This is a genomic window from Kribbella sp. NPDC049174, assembly GCF_043197365.1.
Classification (GTDB): domain Bacteria; phylum Actinomycetota; class Actinomycetes; order Propionibacteriales; family Kribbellaceae; genus Kribbella.
In genome coordinates this window covers 324491-342258 of sequence record NZ_JBICSZ010000010.1, presented here as the reverse complement: position 1 = coordinate 342258, position 17768 = coordinate 324491, and the positions used below count along the sequence as shown (strand labels likewise).

Sequence of the window (17768 nt, the reverse complement as noted above, 5' to 3'; positions counted from 1 at the left end):
CAGCGTGACGGACTATGCCAACCTCTTCCGCCTCGACGGCAAGCACGTCCTGGTGATCGGCGCGGGGAGCGGAATCGGCCGCGAGAGCGCCCTCGCCCTGGCCGCCCAAGGCGCCCGCGTGACCTGCGCCGACCGAGACCTACCCGCAGCCCAACAAACCGCCGCCCTAGGCAACAACCCCAGCTCCAACAACCCGGGCTCCAACAGCCTGGCCTCCGGCAACCCGGGCTCCGGCGGCCCGGGCTCCGGCAACGGCGGCTCCGACAACCCCGGCTCCGAGGGTGCCCGCGACGGTGCCGTGGCGGGTGGGCTCACGTCGTACGCGCTTGATGTGCTTGATGACGAGGCCATCGTCCGGGCGGAGGCTGAGCTTGGGGCGGTTGACGTACTGGTGTTCACCGCGGCGACCAACGTGCGGAAGCGGATTCTCGACTACACCGGTGAGGAGTTCGACCGGGTGGTGGCGCTCAATCTGCGGGCGTCGTTCCAGCTGATCCGTGCCTTCGGCAAGCAGATGGCCGAGCGGGGGAGCGGCAGCATCATCGGGTTCAGCTCCATCCGCGGTACGACCGTGGAGCCCGGCCAATCGGTGTACGCGGCAACCAAGGCCGGCCTGGTCCAACTGCTCCGGACCGCCGCCGCCGAGCTCGGGCCGAACGGCGTACGCGTGAACGCGGTCGCGCCCGGCGTCGTCGAGACCCCGCTCACCGCCCAGATCAAAGCGAACAAAGCCTGGTACGACGCCTATGCGCAAAAGGGCGCCCTCGGCCGCTGGGCCCGCCCGGAGGAACTCGCCGGCGCGGTCGTCTACCTCGCCTCCGACGCCGCCAGCTTCGTCACCGGCAGCGTGATCGCCGTCGACGGCGGCTGGACCGCAGTCGACGGCCGCTTCAACCCACCGAACTGACCCAACAAACCACCACACCCCGCCGCCGAACGTCCGACCACCAGGAAGCGCGCCGCCCCAGAACCTCCGACTGACCATGAAAGCCCGCCGCTGAACCCGAGCCGCTGAAGTGGAGCCTGCCGCATGAGCCTCGCCGACCTGACCGCGATCGAACTGTTGTCGAAGTACCGCGACGGTTCGCTCTCACCCGTCGAGGTGATCGAGGACGTGCTCGCCCGGATCGAGGAACTCGAGCCGCGGATCTGCGCGACGTACGCCCTCGATCCCGACGGCGCCCGCGCGGCCGCTCGCGAGTCGGAACGCCGCTGGCGTGATGGATCAGCCGGCCGCCTGGACGGCGTACCGACGACAGTCAAGGAGAACATCGCGACCCGCGGCACCCCGGTGCCCCAAGGCACGGCGGCAACCGAACTCGTGCCGGCAACCGAGGACGCACCCGCCGCGGCCCGACTCCGCGAGGCCGGTGCGGTGATCATTTGTAAGACAACGATGCCTGAATACGGAATGCTCTCGTCAGGCGTGTCAACGTTCCATCACTTGACCCGCAACCCGTGGGATCTGTCGAAAACGGCCGGCGGTTCGAGTGCGGGTGCGGCGGCGGCTGCGGCGGCTGGGTACGGCCCGCTGCACATCGGCACCGACATCGGCGGCTCGATCAGGCTGCCGGCCGGCTGGTGCGGCGTCGTCGGCATCAAGCCCACCCACGGTCGCGTCGCGGTCGGGAATCCATACCCGGGCCGCGCGATCGGCCCGCTCGCTCGTACGGCGGCGGACGCGGCGCTGGCGTTGTCGGTGATGTCCGGGTACGACCCGCGCGACCACACCTCCCTTCCGCCCATCGATGACACCTACACCGAGGACCTGACCGTTCAGGGGCTACGCGTGGCACTCCTGCTGGACGCAGGCCTCGGACTCCCCGTCGACCCCGAGGTCACCAAGGCCGTCTCGTCCGCGGCCGCCGTACTCGAGAAGGGCGGAGCGATCGTCGAGCCGATCGAGCCGATCATCACCCGCGAGATGCTCGACGGCCTGGACCGGTTCTGGCGAGTCCGTTCCGCCGCCGATATCGCGGCGTTGCCCGAGGACCGCCGAGCGAAGGTGCTGCCCGAGATCCGCCAGTGGGTCTCCACCGCTGGCGACCTCTCCAGCTTCGACGTCTTCCACGGCTACAGCCAGATGGGTGCGATGGCTGCTGCCGTCACACAAGTGTTCCGGTCATACGACGTGATCTTGTCGCCGGTAGCGCCGATCACGGCGTTCCGGGCAGAGCTGGCATACCCGACGGACGATCCGTCGAAGCCGTTCGAGCACATCGCGTTCACGGTGCCGTACAACATGTCGGCCCACCCGGCGACGACGGTGAACGTCGGGTGGTCGGCGTCGGGGCTTCCGATCGGTGCGCAGCTCGCCGTACCGCATCACCAGGACCTGACCGCGCTCGCGCTGGCGGCCTACCTCGACACCGAGCGCAGGGACTGGCCGACCACCTGACGCGCGCGGTTGCAGGGCCGTCGCGATCCGCCCCTGTCACCGCGGTTTGGACTCGATCTTCGGAAGATGGGTCGCGCCTGACGGCACTTTCCTTCCGCAAAGTGCGGTCCAGTTGTAGCTTGAGGTCGAGGTTGCTGACCATGGCGGATCGTCTTGACGAGGTTTCGGCCCACGCGGTGCGGCGCGGGCTGGTTTCGCACTGCTATCGGATGCTCGGCTCCATCGCCGAGGCTCAGCAGGTCGCCACGCTGAGTCTGCAGTCGTCGGGCGAGGTGTACGCGATCGCCACCCGGCAGTGTCTGGACCAGGACGTCTGGCGCCCGCTGCCGACCGGCCTCGCAGCGGCGAGCGACGACCCCGAGGGGAGGCTGCAGCAGCGCCCGGAGGTGCTGTGGCTCGAGCCGATCCCGGACGACCTGACCGACGGCCGCCCGATCGGCCTGGATCTCGTCGCCGCGCTGCAGCGCCTGCCCGCCCGGCATCGCGCCGCGCTGATCCTGGCCGACATCGAGGGCTGGACGCCGGCCCGGGTGACCGACGCGATCGGTGTCAGCGCCGCCGATCTCGACGAAGCCAGATCACACTTCGACCCGGGCCAGAGCCACGTCGCGGACGACGCCGCGCTGCTGGATCGCTACCGCGCCGCGTTCGAGCAGTACGACGTACCGACCATCACCGGGTTCTTCACCGACGACGCGATCTGGGAGATGCCGCCGTTCACCTCGTGGTTCCGCGGCGCCCGCAACATCGGCCGGCTCATCTCCACCCACTGCCCGGCCAAGGAAGCCGGCGACCAGCTCCTGGTCCCGATCAAGGCCAACGGCCAGCCCGGCTTCGCCGTCTACATGCGCGACCCGGCCGACAACGTTCACCGGGCCTTCCAGCTCCAGGTCCTCACCCTCACCGCGACCGGCATCGTTCACGCCATCGCGTTCTTCGACCTGACCCTCTTCGAAACCTTCAACCTCCCCGACCTCCTCACCACCCTCCCCAAGTCCCCGTACGAGGCCCAACCCAGCCTCCACGTCACCCGCGCCGACAAGCACGAGTGACGTGGAGGTCCGTCAGTAGTCGCCGTAGACCTGGACCTTGGTGCCGATGGGGGTTTCTTTGAAGATCTGGGTGATTTCGGGGCGGGTTACGCGGACGCAGCGGTGGCTGGCGGGGTAAGGCTTGACCAGGGAGTTCACGCGGGAGCCGTGCAGGGCGATGCCGGGGCGGTCGCGGAGGAAGTAGAGCGAGTCATACATGTACGCCTCGGGGTAGAGGCTGCTCTCGTGTGCGCCGGCCCACTTGCGCCAGACCTTGCCGGTGCGGTTCGGGGTTTCGTAGCCGGGGGCACCGGTCGAGACCCAGACGATGCGCTTGTAGGTCTTGCCGACGATCTGGTACGCCACCTGGCAGGTCTTGTTGACGTAGATCCCAGGCGCGCGCGTCGGCGTCGGGCGGCGGGCTGCGTTGAGCACCGAGTACGCGTCATTCAGGGTGAGGCCCTTGCGGCTGACCGGCATGCCGTGGGTCTCGCGCCACGCGCACAGGGCCTGCTTGGCGCGCGCGGTGATGTCACCGTCGACGTCGCCGACCGGGTACCCGAGCTTGTCCAGTTGCCGCTCGACGCGAAGCGCGTAGTACTGCGGCGTCTGCTTCACCTTGGGCTTCGGCTTGGTCGTCGGCGTGGGAGTCGGTGTGGTGCTCGGGGTGCTGGATGGGGTCGCACTCGCAATCGGCGTACTCGAAGACGACGGCGTGTCCGATGGACTGGACTCACTGGCGGCCACGTCGGAACAGCCGACGAGAACGAACGACAGTACGACCGAACCGGCAACGAGACCACGTCGACGAGACACGATTTCCCCTCTCCCTCAGCATTGTCAGAGTCGCAGAACCGCGCTGCTCGAGCCTGCAACGAAACGCCGAGACTAGTGCTCCGAGGGTTCCCCAGACGTGCCGTTGCCCGCGCCCGTCACCGAACCGTTGTCGATCACGAGTGCAAGACAGTCCCGCAACCTTGCTAGACAAGTACCCATGTCGGCACTTTCCAGCACGGAACGGCGCGGCACGGAAGCCGAGCTCACGAACAGGCCGCAGATCGATGCGCAGGGCATCGAACTCTGATCAGCAGCCGCAGGACTCGCGTCGTACCAGCTCGTGCGGCAGCGTGATCGTGACTGCCCCCTGGCCCTGCGCGGCGTCCAGCAGGAGCTCGATCGCGCGGGAGGCGAGCTGCGGCACCGGACGTTGGATCGCGCTCATTGGTGGAATGGTGACGGCACATTCGGCGGTGCCGTCACCGCCGAGTACGGCGAGATCGTCGGGCACCGACAGACCGGCCCGCCACGCGGCGAACAGCACTCCGAACGCCTGCTCGTCGGTCGCGCAGTACAGCGCACGCGGTCGATCTTCCTCCGCCAGCCAGGAGCTCGTCACCTCGGTGGCGTGATAGCGGGAGATCTCACTCGTCCGGTGATCCACGTGGACTCCCCGGCCGCGCGTTGCCTCGGCGACCCCGATCAGGTGCTCCTCGGTGCCGGGGGAGCCGATCGGTCCGGTCAGTACGCCGATGCTGCGATACCCGTGCTCGACGAGGTGCGACGTGGCGGTCTCGGCGGCGGCGACGGAGTCGATCGACAAGCTCGATGCAGGCGATCCGTCGGGCATGCGGTGGAGGGCGACGACCGGGATGCCCGCCGTGTCGAGGCCGACGAGCTCGGGTTGGCTCCGGACGGACACCAGGACGATGCCATCGACCTGCCGCTCGATGAACGACGTCAGATGGCTCTGCTCCTGCGCGGCATCACCACCGGAGTCGCCGATCAGCAGCAGATGGTTGCGCGCCCTGGTGCCGGCTTCGAGCTGCTCGGCCAGCGCCGCGAAGTACGGGTTGCGGATGTGCGGTACGACGATCCCGATCGAGAACGTACGCCCGGCACTGAGCGCCCGGGCCAGCGCATTGGGTCGGTACTGCAGCTCCGCCGCCGCATCGAGCACGCGCTGCCTCGTGCTCGGAGCGACCGGTCGGGGGCCGTTGTTGAAGACGTAGCTGACGACCGCTGTCGACGTACCGGCGCGCTCGGCGACGTCGCGAGCGGTGACCATCACCGGCCTCCAGTTGGGGTACGCGCGACCACCGGATTCCCTGCTCCGGCGCGCTGGATTGCCTCGATGATAGCCGCCGCGGCGCCGTTGCCGTCCACGGTGAGTGCGAGGCGGATCGTGCCCGCGTCGTCGGGGGTAAACGTGCTGTGGCCTTCAGCTGAGATCTCGACGACGCCAGGTTCGGTGAGCGTGAACAGGTCGGGCCGGGAGAGGGTGAGGACCGCGACAGGATCGTGCGGCACGTTCCATTCCTGCTGCCAGAACTCCCACCACTGCTGGATGTCTGCTTGCAACGCCGCGCCCAGCGCTCCCGCGGCTCCGATCAGGTCGAGCCCGGCCTGGTCGATGCCGAGCTGGCGCGTCACATCGAGTCCGGTCACGGTGGTCGGGATGCCGGCTGACAGTACGGTGCGGGCGGCGACCGCGTCGCTGCGAAAGTTGTGTTCCGCCTTGCTGCCGGCCGGGAACGAACCACCCATGATCCACAGATGGCGCATCCAGGTCGCCACCCGTGGTTCGCGTCCGAGTGCCTCGGCGATATTGGTCAGCGGCCCGACGGCAACGACGTCGATCTCGCCCGGGTGGGCCTGCAAGGTGGCGATCAGGTGCTCGACAGCAGGCCGCTCCTCGACGATTTCGCGATCCAGGCCCTCGTGCAGGCTGCCCTCATGACCCGGCCACCACACCTCGCGGCCGGACAGCGGGATGCTCTGTCCGGCGTGTACGGCGAGATCTTGTCTGGCAAGTACGCCGTACCGACGTGCGATCTTGGCTCGCAAGAGCGTGTCGCCGTACACGGTGGTCACCGAGTGCAGATGGAGCTCCGGCGTTCCGATGATCTGGGCCAGCGCCATCGCGTCGTCGACGTCCGAGCCGATGTCGGTGTCGAAAATGAGCGTGCGGGGCTGCTGCATCTGGTTCATAGATCCTCTACTTGAGGCCGCTGCTGGAGACGGACTGGATGAAGTACCGCTGGAAGCCGAGGATGACGGCAAGCGGGATGAGCGTGAGCAGTACGGCGCCGGCGAACACGACTCCGTAGTCGACGAAGTTCTGCCCCTGCAGGTTCGCCAGTGCGACGGGACCGAGGATGTGTTCGCGGTCGGTGCCCATCAGCAACGGCCACACGTACGAGTGCCACTGGAACAGGAACAGCGTCAGCCCCGCGCCGATCAGGGCCGGGCGTGACAGCGGCAGGTAGATCCGAGTGAAGACCCCGAACCAGCCCAGGCCGTCCAGCCGCCCGGCTTCGACCAGCTCGGTCGGGATAGCCAAGAAGAACTGTCTGAGAAGGAAGATTGCCATACCGTTGCCGATGCCTGGCAAGACCAGTCCGGTGAAGGTGTTGGTCAGATTCCAGTCGCGGAACATGTCCGACAACGGGATGGCGATCGCGTCGAACGGGATCAGGAAGCTGAGTACGACGACCGCGAAGACCGCCGTACGACCCTGGAACCGGAACGCCGACAACCCGAAGGCCGCGCTCGCGCAGATCGCGAGGCCGGCCACGACCGTGACGACGCTGACCAGCAGCGAGTTGACGGTCGCGCGGCCGATGTCGCCGGTGAAGAGCTTGCTGTAGTTCGAGAGCGTCGGATCCAGGGTGACGAATGAGTCCCACGACAACGGACTCAGCCGCGCAAAGGTCTCATTGCCCGGCCGCAGGGAACCGGTCAGCACCCACAGCAGCGGGATGAAGAAGGCCAGGCCGATCAGGGCCGCGGCCACCGAACGCGCGAGGTAGCGGAGGAGCCGGCGGTTCATCGGTCGTCTCCCTTCAGCAGGCGGAACTGGAGCGCGACGATGATGAGCGTGACCGCGACCAGCAGGATGACCTCGGCCTGCGCCGTGTGCAGGTCGCCGATCGCGTAGGCGCGGTTGTAGACGTCGTACATCATCAGGTTCGTCGTCCCGTTCGGGCCGCCCTTGGTGAGGATCTGCACCGGGGCGAACACCAGCAGGTTCGAGACCGTGTCGGCCACGAGTACGAAGGCGAGCGGCCGCCGTACGAGGGGGAGGGTGATCGACCACAGCCGCCGCCACGGGCTCACCCCGTCGAGACTCGCCGCCTCGTGGATCTCGTCCGGGATGTCGTTGATGCCGGCAATCAGGAACAGCATCCAGTAGCCAACGCCGATCCAGGACAGCAACACGATGATCGAGGGCAGTGCCTGCGAGGACGACGTGAGGAACGGCTGCGCCGGGATCGTCAGCAGGTCGAGGAAGCTGTTGGCCAGGCCGTCGGGTCGGTAGATGACGCTCCAGATCACCGCGGAGACCGCCGGCGGAACGGCGATCGGCAGGATCACCAGCGCCCGCCAGACCTTCGAACCGGCCGCCCGCTGGGTGTAGAGCACAGCGAGCAGGAACGACACGGCGATCTGGACCGGGTTGACGATCAGGGTGAACACGAGCGTCACGGCCACGGACTGACGGAAATCGGGATTGCCGAGCAGATCCGCATAGTTGCCGAGGCCAACGAAGGTACGGCCGCCCCGCAACAGGCTCTCGTTGAAGAAGCTCTCGACGAGAGCAACTCCGGCCGGGATGAGCCTCAGCAGGGCGAGGCTGATCAGCGCCGGCAGCAGGAAGAGCACGGCGATCCGCCCTTGGCCGGCGTGACCCCCTTTGCCCGACCGACCTGCCTTGCCCGGCCGACCTGCCTTGCTGCCCTGATCCGTCGTGATGCCGGTCCGGTGGCGCCGCGCTGACACCACCGGACGGGACGTCGTACTCATCGGACCGACTTCCACGCCACCGATCGAGATCCGGTGCTCATCGGATCGACTTCCAGGCCTCGGTGAGTTGGCCCGTGGCGGTCTCGAGGCGCGACGCCGCGTCGGTGCCGTTGCGGATGTCCGCGAACGCCTTGCCCATCACCTCTTCGAACTGGATGTAGCCGACCGAGACAGGTCGTCCGACAGCGGTCTTCGAGGCTTCGTAGGCGACGATCTTGGTGGCGCCGGCGCTCTTGGCCCCGGCGAGCTTCTCGAGCCGCGGCAGGTACTCCGCCTCGGACTTGGTGTTCGCCGGGATGATCGTCGTGGCTTCGGTGGTGGCCAGATTGCCCGCGGTGTCCAGCGTGGCGAACTCGATGAACTTCCGCGCCATGCCCTGCTGCTTGGAGGCGGGGTTGATCCCCAGCGACCACGAGCCGGTCGGCGTGACGGGCTTGCCGCCCTGGAAGTACGGCATCGGAGCGATACCCCAGTCCACCTTCGCGGAGGAGAACACCCCGATATCCCACGGCCCGCCGACGAAGAACGCGACGTCCCCGTTGGAGAAGACCGGTCCGGTCTGGAATCCGCCGATGCCGCGTGGCGACAGTCCGGTCGCGAACGTCCCGCCGTACCAGCTCATGGCCTTCTTCCACCCGTCGGTGGTGACGGCCGGCGTGAGAGCATCCTCGCCCTCGATGCCGCTGCCGCCGCCCAGGGACTCGGCCAGCGGCTGCAGTTGGTAGTAGGCCTCCGCCTGCTCCAACAGCAGTCCGTACTTGATGCCGCTCGTCTGCTGCGCCTTCTTGCCGGCCTCGGCGACCTGCTCCCACGTCCACCGCTGCTCGGGATCCGCCGCCGGTGGGGTGACGCCGGCCTTCTTCAGCGCGGTCTTGTTGTAGAAGAGGAACTGGGTGGAGTTCCACATCGGCAGTGACCAGAGTTTGTCGCGGAAGTGGTTCGCGTCGTACGACGCCTGCGAAGTCGCGGCCTTGGTCTTCGCGTCGAGATCGCTCAGGTCGACCAGGAATCCCTTCGCCGCGAGCTGCGAGACCCGGGGCTGATCGACGGTGTACACGTCGATCGTCGAGTCCTTGGCGTTGAGCCGCCGCTGGAGGGTGGCGTTGAACTGGTCGAACGGGACCTGGCTGTAGTTCACCGTGATCCCGGGATTGGCGGTCTCGAAGGCCTTGATCACCGGCGCGTACGTCTCGGTGTTGTCCGATCCGACCACATTGACCGTGCCGGACTCCGGCCCTTGGTCCGCGGCGGGTGCGGTGCCTGTCTCCGCCGAGTTGCCACAACCTGCCAGCAGCAGGGCAGCGGTGGCGAGGGCGATCAGCTGCGTGGTGCGTGGTGCCATGAGGGTCTCCTGCGACGGGAGTCTAAGCGGTTAGTCTAACCGGGTAGACAGAAGGTAGCAGGCGACCGCCGTCGAGTGGAAGCGAACGGAAAAAGTTCGGGCAGGACACAGCGCGCGGCTGTGTCCTGCCCGTCGTTGGCTGGGTTTGGCTACAACCCGAGGTCGCGGAGGAACTGCGGCTTGTACTTCTGCATCACGACGTACCGCGGATCCGGCACCTCCATGCCGGCGTTCTTCGCCGCGTCGGTGGCCGCGTCGTGCTCCCCGACCGGCGTACTCGGATCCGTCCAGTCCTGCTCGGCCGCGTTCCATCGCGTCACCGTGTACTCGGCCTGCAGTTTGTCGTCGGCGACGAGCTCCTTGACGGTCTTCTCCGCCTCCAGCGCATCCTCCAGCGAATGCGTGTAGAGCAACATCCGGTTCCCGTCCCGGGTCACCGTCACCTGGCTCCCGAGCCGCTTCCGCGCGTCATCATCCAGATCCAGCGCCCGCAGCCGCTCCCAGAACGTCAGCCCGTGCTCGTCACTGCCGAGCTCAACCTCAACCCGAAACTCTTCCGCCATGCGAACACCTTACCGTCGGCTTCGGGCTGTCTGAGGTGGTGAGGTAGCGGTTGGTGCGTCAACATGTGGGACAGGAGAATCTCTTTGCTTCGATTGACTACAGTTCTTAGTCATGGAGCTTAGGCACTTGGAGCATTTCGTAGCGGTGGCCGAGCAGAAGCACTTCACCCGGGCCGCCGAGGCGATGTCGATCTCGCAGTCGGGCCTGTCCGCTTCGATCCGTGCGCTCGAACGTGAGCTCCGCGCTTCCCTCTTCGTCCGAAACACCAGAAGCGTCGAGCTCACCGAGGCCGGACGTGCTCTCCTCTGCGAGGGGCGCCGTACGCTCGCCGCCGCCGAAGCCGCCAAGGACGCGGTCGCCGCGGTCCAGGGCCTCCTCCGCGGTCACCTCACCGTAGGACTCGAGCAGTGTCTCGGCGTGGTCGACGTACCGGCGCTGCTCGCCAAGTTCCGCTCCGCCTACCCCGGCGTGGAGATCGAAGTTCGCCAGGGCGGCTCCACTCCGATGCTCGACGAACTTGCCTCCGGCCGCCTCGACGTCGCCTTCGTCGCCACCGCCGGCGATCCGATCGACGGTCTCGACCTGCGCCCGCTCTCGCGCGAGTCAATGGTGCTCGTCTGCGCCCCCGACCACCGCCTGGCCAACGCGATGTCGGTCTCGCTCGGCGACCTGGCCGGCGAGTCCTTCGTCGACTTCGACCCCACCTGGGGCGCCCGAGCCATCTCCGACCGAGCCTTCGCCGATGCCGGTGTTGCCCACCCGGTCACCATCGAGGTCAACGACGTACACACCCTCCTGGCCCTGGTCGCCCACAACCTCGGCGTAGCCCTCGTCCCCGAGCGCATAGCCGCCAAGCGCGGGGATCACGTGACGGTCGCGATGGCACCGGGGAGCGCCTCAGACTGGCAGGTGTCCGTCGCCGTCCCCACGAGTCCGTCCGCCTCCCTCGCCGCGGACGCACTCATCGGCATGCTCCCGACCACTGCGGTCCACGCCTAGGCGTACTGGAGCTCAGCGACGCTGACCCGTTCGCCGCGGACCGTGAAGTCGTAGTGGGCCCGCCAGCCATCCGAGCCGGCCGGTGCCCAATGCACCAGCAGTTTCTGCCCGTCGGGGCGTCGCTCGACGATCTTGAGTACTTGCAGGGTGCCGCCGATGACCTCGTTTCGGGCCCAGGTGCGGATTGCGTCGTGCCCGGCGATGGTCCGGGAGACGTCGACGATCCGGCCGTCGGGATGAAACGCGTTCACAAGACCCTCGAGATCACGGCGGGCGACGGCGTCGACGTACGCCTGGGCCGCCGGCAGTACGTCGGCCGGCGGCGTCGCGCTCGCGCTGGTCGTTGGAGCCCCGGCCGCTGGCGGAGCGCTGCTGGTTGATGAATCCTGTCCGCAGGCGACGAGCAGGATCGCCAACGCTCCGACTCCGACGAACATCTTCATCGGACGTCCTGCAGGAGCGTGGCGCCCACGGGCTCGAGTCTGGCGAGTACTGCATCTATCCGCGCGAGTGTGTCCGCGTGGAGCGTGATCTCGGCGGCCGCCAGATTCTCCACGATGTGCGCCGGCGTACGGCTGCCCGGAATCGGCACCACCGCCGCATCCTGATGAAGCAACCACGCCAGCGCGAGCTGACTCCGCGTGATCCCGAGGTCCGCGGCCAGCGCCTGCAGAGCCGCGTACGACGCGTTGTTCGCCTTCAGACTCTCCGAATCGAACCGCGGAGCGTTGCTCCTGAAGTCGTCCGCGCCAACCTGCTGCACCGTCCCAGTCAGGAACCCAGCCCCCAGCGGACTCCAAGGTACGACGCCGATGCCGAGCTCCCGCGCCACCTCGAGCAACTCCGGATCGATCGGCCGCCACATCGACCACTCGGTCTGTACGGCGGCGATCGGATGAACAGCATGCGCTCGCCGGAGCTCGCTCGGCGTCACGTTGGAGACTCCGAGGTAGCGCACCTTGCCATCAGCAACGAGTTCGGCCATCGCGCCGACGGAGTCCTCGATCGGCACCTGCGGGTCGGGGAAGTGTAGGTAGTACAGGTCGATCACCTCGGTGCCGAGATTGCGGAGACTGCTCTCGGCGTACCCCTGGATGTACTTCGGCTCAGCGTTCACGAGCAGTTCCTCGAACGCGAACCCAACCTTCAGCGGATGCTCCTCCGCGCCGTCGGCCAGCTTCAGCCCGAACTTGGTCGCCACCGTGATCTCGTCGCGCCGGTCACGAATCGCCCGCCCGACCAACCGCTCGTTGTGCCCGTCATCGCCGTACGCGTCACTCGTGTCGACGAACGTCCCGCCGGCCTCGATCGTCGCCTGGATCGCCGCGACACCGCGCTCGTCATCGATCTCGCCGTACATGCCGGGGGAGAGCACCATCGCACCGAGCCCGATCGCCGGTACGTCGAGCTCACCGAGACCGCGTCTGGGAAGTGTGTTTGTCATACATGCAGCTTTGGCTCGCAGTGATCACTGCGTCCAAGACCTGTTGGTATAACCATTGGTTATGGACGCCCACCTGCGGGAACTGCGGTACTTCGTCGCCACAGCCGAGGAGCTGACCGTCACCGCCGCGGCCGCACGCCTGTTCGTGTCGCAGCCCGCCCTGTCCAAGCAGCTGCGAGCCCTCGAGCGCCGGCTCGGGTTCGACCTGTTCGTCAGACTGCCCCGCGGCCTCGCTCTCACCTCGCAGGGCACCACTTTGCTCCCCGTGGCCCGCTCGATCCTGGAAGCCTGGGACCGCGGCTACGTCGAGGCGCGCGCCCTCACCCATCCCCGCCAACTCGTCGTCGGCATGCAAACCGCGGTCGGCCGCGACCTCCAACGTCCAGCCGTCCAACGCTTCCGCGACCGCGCCCCCGACTGGACCGTCTCCCTACGCCTGGTCGGCTGGGACGACCCGACCGCCGGCCTGGCCGACGCCACCAGCGACGTAGCCTTCGTTTGGCTCCCGATCCCCGCCGACGACATCGCGACCCGGGTCCTAGTCCGCGAAAACCGCTGGATAGCCCTACCCGCCGAACACCCCTTATCCGACCGTCCTGAGATCCCGTACGCCGAACTCCTCGACGAACCGTTCGTAGCCCTGCCCACCGCAGCTGGCCCACTCCGAGACTTCTGGCTCGCACTGGATGCTCGCTCCGGCCGTCCGCCTACCATCGCAGCCGAAGCCACAGCAGCCGACGAGGTCCTGGAACTGGTCAGCGCAGGCGTAGGCATCGCCCTCATTGCCGAAGGCAACGCCCGCCTCTACAAGCGGCCCGGCCTGACTTTCCGCCCGGTCCCCGACCTCCCACCCGCCGAACTCGCCATCGCCTGGCGCCGCACGGACCCCCGCGAAATCGTCCATCTCTTCGTCGACTCGGTCGGCGGATGACCCGAGGGTGCTGGTTTGTCGTCGACCAGGCATCTACGATGCGGATGAGAAAACCACAATTCGGCGAGAGGGTGTGTTGTTGTGGCGCGGGCGATCGGGCGTGAGAGTGGGCCGGGCACGCAGAGTGTCGAACGGGCACTGTCGCTGCTGTCCGAGTTCACCGAGGCGCATCCGCAGCGTCGCGTCTCAGAGCTGGTCCAGGCGACCGGGCTCGGCCAGTCCACCGTGTCCCGGCTGGTCGCCGCACTGGTGGCGCTCGGGTTCCTCGCGTACGACCAGCGCAGCGGCCTGTACGGCATCGGTCCGCGGGTGATCACGCTGGCGGGCATCGGCCTGAACGAGATGCCGGTGCACCAGCAGTCGCGCCAGGTCGCGCAGAACCTCGCCGCCGACCTGAACCTGGGGGCCAACGTCGCCGAGCGTCGTGGTGCCGAGATGTTCTACCTCTGCCACTTCGAGGGCCGGGCAGCCGGCCGCTCGTCGACCCTGGTCGGTCGGACTGGTCCGCTGCACGCGACCGCAATCGGCAAGGCACTGATCAGCGAGCTGCCGCGGGCGGAATGGCAGGAGCTCCTCGGTGACGACCTGCCGCGGTACACGCCGCACACCGTGACCGACCCTGATGAGCTGGAGAAGATGCTCCGGCAGGTGCGTGATCGTGGCTACGCCCTGGAACTCGAGGAGCTGGCCTTCGGCCGCGCCTGTCTCGCGGCTCCGATCCGCGACCGCACTGGCGCGATCGTCGCCGCCCTGTCGGCCTCCGGCCCGCTGTCGGCGATGGACCTGGCGAACCGGGAGGAGTCGCTCGCCATGCAGGTCATCGAGCAGGCGGACCAGATCTCGTCGGGTCTTGGGTACCACGCGTCCGCGGCGGTTGGCTGACCCGCCGTACCACCAGCACGGCGGCGAGTCCCGCAGCGGCCGGCCAGAACACCAGTGCCGCCGGTACGACGAACCAGGCGGCCAGAGCCAGTGCGAAGAGTACTGCGGTCCCGGCGAGCGGTAGTACCGGACGACGCCAACTGAGGTGCATCGTCAGCAGCCACACGGTCCTCGCCCGAGCTGGACCGGCCGAGACAGCTACGGCAGGCAGCAACCAGAGCGAGACCAGATAGCCAAACGTCACCACCGAAAGCGGGAACGCCCACACAGTCTGCCGAGACGCGGTCAGGTAGAACGCCAGCACCCACACCGTGGCAAGCGGTAGGCCGAGAACCACCTGGCCCCGGCCGAACCACGCGCGCCACGCAGACCAGAACCGCGACCACGGACGTACTTCTGCCTCACCATCAGACAGGTACGCATGTAATACATGCTGACTTGCCAACGTGGCCGGAGCGACTCCAGCGACGACAAGTCCGGCTGCAACGCCCAGTAGCCACAGCAACGTGACCACGACGAGCCGCAGCGGCCAGTCGAGCAGCCGGTAGAAAGGCGCTGCTCGCCCGGTCAGCTGGACCTCAGGCATCCCGCAGCCTGGCTCGGAGATCGGCCCGCCCGACTGCTGCGGGGGACATGATGGACAAGCCGCCATCCACCGGCAGCACAACGCCGGTGATGCCGGAAGCCCTTGGTCCGGCTAGGAACGTCACGGCGTCGGCGACCTCGGTCGGCAGGATCGTCCGGCCGATGGGGTAGCCGGCCGCGGCGTCCGGCAGGTTCGCCCCTCCGACCATTCCCGGGGCGACCGCGTTCACCCGGATGCCCCGGCCGCCGTAGTCCACGGCGAGCTGCCGGACCAGTGCGTCTACTCCGCCCTTGGCCGCGGTGTAGGCAGCCGCCCACGGAGCAGCAGCCAGTGTGTTCACCGACGACACCGCCACCACTGCGGCCGCATCGCTCTCGAACAGGTGCGGCAGTGCGGCCCGGACCGGGAAGAAGAACGTATCCAAGGTGTTCGACAAGGCCTCGAACCACTGCGCGTCCGTGGTCCGGTGGGCCGGCTCGAGCGGCATCCGGCCGGCCGCGGTGACCAGGACGTCCAATCCGCCGAACTCGGCTGCGACCCGTCCGACCACCTCAGCGGCATCGTCCGGATCCGAGCAGTCCGCCTCCAGTTGAAGGTCCAGACCGTCGACCTGCTTGTCCTCCAATGCTGCACCGGCGACCTGGCAGCCGTCCGCGACCAGCGCTGCGACGATCGCCGTACCGATGGGTGTCGTCGACCCGATCACCAGGGCCCGGCGGGTCACCGGATGCACCCAGCGCGTACGGCGTCCTCGTCGACCTCGATCCCCAGACCAGGCCCGGTTGGTACGGCGAAGCCGAGAATGCCGGGTTCCAGAGGTGTCAGCAGCACAGTGTTCACCGGCTCGAACAGCATCGAGTGGAACTCGTACGCGAGCAGGTTCCCCACCGCGGCCGACGCGTGCACGCTCGCGGCCATGACTATGCCGAGTCCCGATGAGTGGTGCGGTGCGAGCGGCGTGAACCAGGTCTCGGCCACGGCTGCCAGATCCACCAGCTCGGTGATCCCGGTCCGGCCGACATCTGGCTGCAGGATCGCGGCGGCGCCGCCTTCCAGCCAGGGGCGGAACTCCTGCCGGTGCCGCAAGCTCTCACCGATCGCCACCGGGGTATCGATCCGTCGAGCCACTTCCGCATGTCCGGCAACGTCTTCGAAGCCGACCGGCGCTTCGAGGAACCAGGCGCCCATGCTGTCCAGTCCGCGACCCAGTCGGACCGCGTCCGCGACGTCGTACACGCCGTGGATGTCCACTGCGATCAACAGGTCGTCGTGAACGCCTCGCAGGGCTTCGACAGTCGCCAGGTCCGCACGCACGCCGTACCCGAGCCCCAGCTTCACCTGCCGAACACCTTGTGCCACCCAGTCCCGTGCGTACGCAACCCGCTCGCTGTCCTTCCTGCCAGGCAAGCCAGACATGTACGTCGGTATGACATCGCGCTGGGCTCCTCCGAGCAGCTGGTGCACCGGCAGCCCGGTGATCCGGCCGGCCAGGTCCCACAGCGCCACGTCAACCGCTGCGACCGCATCGCCCTGGTGGCCGCCGAGGTGGCCGCGCTCCCGCATCAGAGCGCGGAGGCTGCTCACCAACGGGCGCACCCTGGTCGGGTCCGCCCCGAGGAGTGCGGGCTTCAGCAGAAGTTCGATGATGTTGGCCGGGACCTCTGGAGCGACAGGCGCCAGGGCCTCACCCCAACCGACCGAACCGTCGTCCGCGGTCAGCTTCACCAGCAGCGCCTCGCGTGACGACGCGTAGATGCTCGGCCACGGCGGCTTGGTGGAGTAGCTCCGCGGTGGCGAGTCCGGCCCGGCCAGCACGAGCGGAAAGACCTGTACGTCGATGATGGTCGGCATCAGCGGATCCCCGTCAGCGAAGTCATCTCTAGCCGATCGAGTATCGCAGTCAGACCCGCTCGCGCTCTGCTGTCGAGGTCGCGAGCCGGGACCCGGACTGTGGCGTGGTCGATCAGGCCACGACGTACCAGGACTTCCTTGTGGACGGCCCAGGCGATCCCGGTCTGCAAGCCGTACACCAGTAACGGCAGCAACCGGTCGAACCTCGCCCGTGCATCGTCATACAAGCCGGCTTGCCAGTCAGTGAGCACTGGTGCGAGGAGGTCAGGGATCTCGCAGGCAGGCATCGAACCCACAGCGCCGGCCGCCAGTTCGTCGAGCAGGAACTGCGCGTTCTGCCCACCCAGTACGACGAAGCCGGGTTCGTCGATCCGGTCCACCACCGCCGCAACCTTCGGCGCGGTGGGCGGCGCCTCGACCTTCACCGAGGTGACTCCGGTGATCCTGCCGAGCTCGACGAGCTGCTGCGGTGACATTGCAACACCGGTCGCGCCCGGAGCGTCCTGCACCATCACCTCAGGTCCTACCGCGGCAACCGCGGCGTAGAACTCGGGCAGTTGGGCCGGACTCGGAGCCACCATGTACGGCGGCAGCACCATGACCGCATCGGCTCCGGCCGCGGCCGCCTCGGTTGCTTGCTCGACTGCGGTCACCGTCGACGTGGCTGCCACGCCCGCCACCAGTGGGACCGCGCCGGTGACCACCTCGGCCACCGTCGTCGTGATCAGGCGGCGCTCGGCCGCGGTCAGTGCGAAGGCCTCGCTGGCCATCCCGAGGACAGCGACCCCGTGGACACCGCTGGCCAGCTGGAACTCGGTCAGTCGGCGCAGGCCCGGCAGATCCAGGCTGCCGTCGGGGAGGAACGGCGTGGCCAGGATCGGTACCAGGCCGTGGACGGTATTCATGGCTCGCTCCTCAGCGTCAGCATTCGGCATCC

Annotated in this window: 19 protein-coding genes; 6 read left to right on the top strand and 13 right to left on the bottom strand. The window is 67.9% G+C overall.

The features are described from left to right. The first annotated feature begins 4 nt into the window (after positions 1 to 4). The 3 genes from ACGFIF_RS37670 to ACGFIF_RS37660 all read left to right on the top strand — a co-directional run bounded on the left by ACGFIF_RS37670 (position 5) and on the right by ACGFIF_RS37660 (position 3450). Positions 5 to 907, top strand: coding sequence for an SDR family NAD(P)-dependent oxidoreductase (locus ACGFIF_RS37670; protein ID WP_393161357.1), 903 nt, complete (start codon positions 5 to 7; stop codon positions 905 to 907). 123 nt (positions 908 to 1030) lie between these two features. After that, entirely contained in the window at positions 1031 to 2398 is a 1368-nt protein-coding gene (locus tag ACGFIF_RS37665; RefSeq protein WP_393161355.1) for an amidase, read from the top strand. A gap of 140 nt (positions 2399 to 2538) precedes the next feature. Then, entirely contained in the window at positions 2539 to 3450 is a 912-nt protein-coding gene (locus tag ACGFIF_RS37660; RefSeq protein WP_393161353.1) for an RNA polymerase subunit sigma-70, read from the top strand. Positions 3451 to 3462: 12 nt separating this feature from the next. Here the strand turns inward: ACGFIF_RS37660 and ACGFIF_RS37655 are convergent, their stop codons facing one another. The 7 genes from ACGFIF_RS37655 to ACGFIF_RS37625 form a co-directional block, all read right to left on the bottom strand. Further along, complete coding sequence (locus tag ACGFIF_RS37655; RefSeq protein ID WP_393161351.1) at positions 3463 to 4245, bottom strand: L,D-transpeptidase family protein; 783 nt, start codon at positions 4243 to 4245, stop codon at positions 3463 to 3465. A 268-nt stretch (positions 4246 to 4513) separates the two neighbouring features. Continuing rightward, entirely contained in the window at positions 4514 to 5494 is a 981-nt protein-coding gene (locus tag ACGFIF_RS37650; protein WP_393161349.1) for a LacI family DNA-binding transcriptional regulator, read from the bottom strand. Then, the gene (locus tag ACGFIF_RS37645; protein ID WP_393161347.1) at positions 5494 to 6417 is read right to left on the bottom strand and encodes a nucleoside hydrolase; all 924 of its coding nucleotides are present in this window, start codon (positions 6415 to 6417) and stop codon (positions 5494 to 5496) included. The genes ACGFIF_RS37650 and ACGFIF_RS37645 overlap by 1 nt, the downstream gene beginning before the upstream one ends. 7 nt (positions 6418 to 6424) lie before the next feature. Beyond that, positions 6425 to 7258 carry a carbohydrate ABC transporter permease gene (locus tag ACGFIF_RS37640; protein ID WP_393161345.1) on the bottom strand — a complete coding sequence of 278 codons (834 nt, stop codon included), beginning with the start codon at positions 7256 to 7258 and terminating at the stop codon, positions 6425 to 6427. After that, positions 7255 to 8232 carry a carbohydrate ABC transporter permease gene (locus tag ACGFIF_RS37635; RefSeq protein WP_393161343.1) on the bottom strand — a complete coding sequence of 326 codons (978 nt, stop codon included), beginning with the start codon at positions 8230 to 8232 and terminating at the stop codon, positions 7255 to 7257. Before ACGFIF_RS37635 ends, ACGFIF_RS37640 begins: the two co-directional genes overlap by 4 nt. A gap of 37 nt (positions 8233 to 8269) precedes the next feature. Further along, positions 8270 to 9574 (bottom strand): ABC transporter substrate-binding protein, encoded by a 1305-nt coding sequence (locus ACGFIF_RS37630; RefSeq protein ID WP_393161341.1) that lies wholly within the window; start codon positions 9572 to 9574, stop codon positions 8270 to 8272. Between the two features lie 149 nt (positions 9575 to 9723). Further along, positions 9724 to 10137, bottom strand: coding sequence for a hypothetical protein (locus ACGFIF_RS37625; protein ID WP_393161338.1), 414 nt, complete (start codon positions 10135 to 10137; stop codon positions 9724 to 9726). 112 nt (positions 10138 to 10249) lie between these two features. On the opposite strand from ACGFIF_RS37625, the gene ACGFIF_RS37620 reads away from it, so the two are divergent. Further along, positions 10250 to 11137: a LysR family transcriptional regulator gene (locus tag ACGFIF_RS37620; RefSeq protein WP_393161336.1), complete on the top strand. Its 888-nt coding sequence runs from the start codon at positions 10250 to 10252 to the stop codon at positions 11135 to 11137. Here ACGFIF_RS37620 and ACGFIF_RS37615 read toward each other — a convergent pair. Next, entirely contained in the window at positions 11134 to 11580 is a 447-nt protein-coding gene (locus ACGFIF_RS37615; RefSeq protein ID WP_393161334.1) for a nuclear transport factor 2 family protein, read from the bottom strand. The two genes, ACGFIF_RS37620 and ACGFIF_RS37615, sit on opposite strands and share 4 nt — an antisense overlap. Beyond that, a complete protein-coding gene (locus ACGFIF_RS37610; RefSeq protein ID WP_393161332.1) occupies positions 11577 to 12581 on the bottom strand; it encodes an aldo/keto reductase in 1005 nt (334 codons plus the stop codon). The genes ACGFIF_RS37615 and ACGFIF_RS37610 overlap by 4 nt, the downstream gene beginning before the upstream one ends. 61 nt (positions 12582 to 12642) lie before the next feature. Between ACGFIF_RS37610 and ACGFIF_RS37605 the strand changes: the two genes are divergently transcribed. After that, entirely contained in the window at positions 12643 to 13512 is an 870-nt protein-coding gene (locus ACGFIF_RS37605) for a LysR substrate-binding domain-containing protein (RefSeq protein ID WP_393161330.1), read from the top strand. Positions 13513 to 13593: 81 nt separating this feature from the next. Next, positions 13594 to 14394: an IclR family transcriptional regulator gene (locus ACGFIF_RS37600; RefSeq protein WP_393161328.1), complete on the top strand. Its 801-nt coding sequence runs from the start codon at positions 13594 to 13596 to the stop codon at positions 14392 to 14394. Here ACGFIF_RS37600 and ACGFIF_RS37595 read toward each other — a convergent pair. Genes ACGFIF_RS37595 through ACGFIF_RS37580 form a run of 4 tightly spaced genes read right to left on the bottom strand, consistent with a single transcriptional unit; the run spans position 14330 to position 17736 of the window. Continuing rightward, positions 14330 to 14980, bottom strand: a complete 651-nt coding sequence (locus ACGFIF_RS37595; protein WP_393161326.1) for a DUF624 domain-containing protein — start codon at positions 14978 to 14980, stop codon at positions 14330 to 14332. The genes ACGFIF_RS37600 and ACGFIF_RS37595 overlap by 65 nt on opposite strands. Continuing rightward, positions 14973 to 15704: an SDR family NAD(P)-dependent oxidoreductase gene (locus ACGFIF_RS37590; RefSeq protein WP_393161324.1), complete on the bottom strand. Its 732-nt coding sequence runs from the start codon at positions 15702 to 15704 to the stop codon at positions 14973 to 14975. Before ACGFIF_RS37590 ends, ACGFIF_RS37595 begins: the two co-directional genes overlap by 8 nt. Continuing rightward, the gene (locus ACGFIF_RS37585; RefSeq protein ID WP_393161322.1) at positions 15701 to 16831 is read right to left on the bottom strand and encodes a mandelate racemase/muconate lactonizing enzyme family protein; all 1131 of its coding nucleotides are present in this window, start codon (positions 16829 to 16831) and stop codon (positions 15701 to 15703) included. Before ACGFIF_RS37585 ends, ACGFIF_RS37590 begins: the two co-directional genes overlap by 4 nt. Beyond that, on the bottom strand, positions 16831 to 17736 hold the full coding sequence (locus ACGFIF_RS37580) for a dihydrodipicolinate synthase family protein (protein WP_393161320.1): 906 nt from the start codon (positions 17734 to 17736) through the stop codon (positions 16831 to 16833). Before ACGFIF_RS37580 ends, ACGFIF_RS37585 begins: the two co-directional genes overlap by 1 nt. Positions 17737 to 17768: the final 32 nt, after the last annotated feature.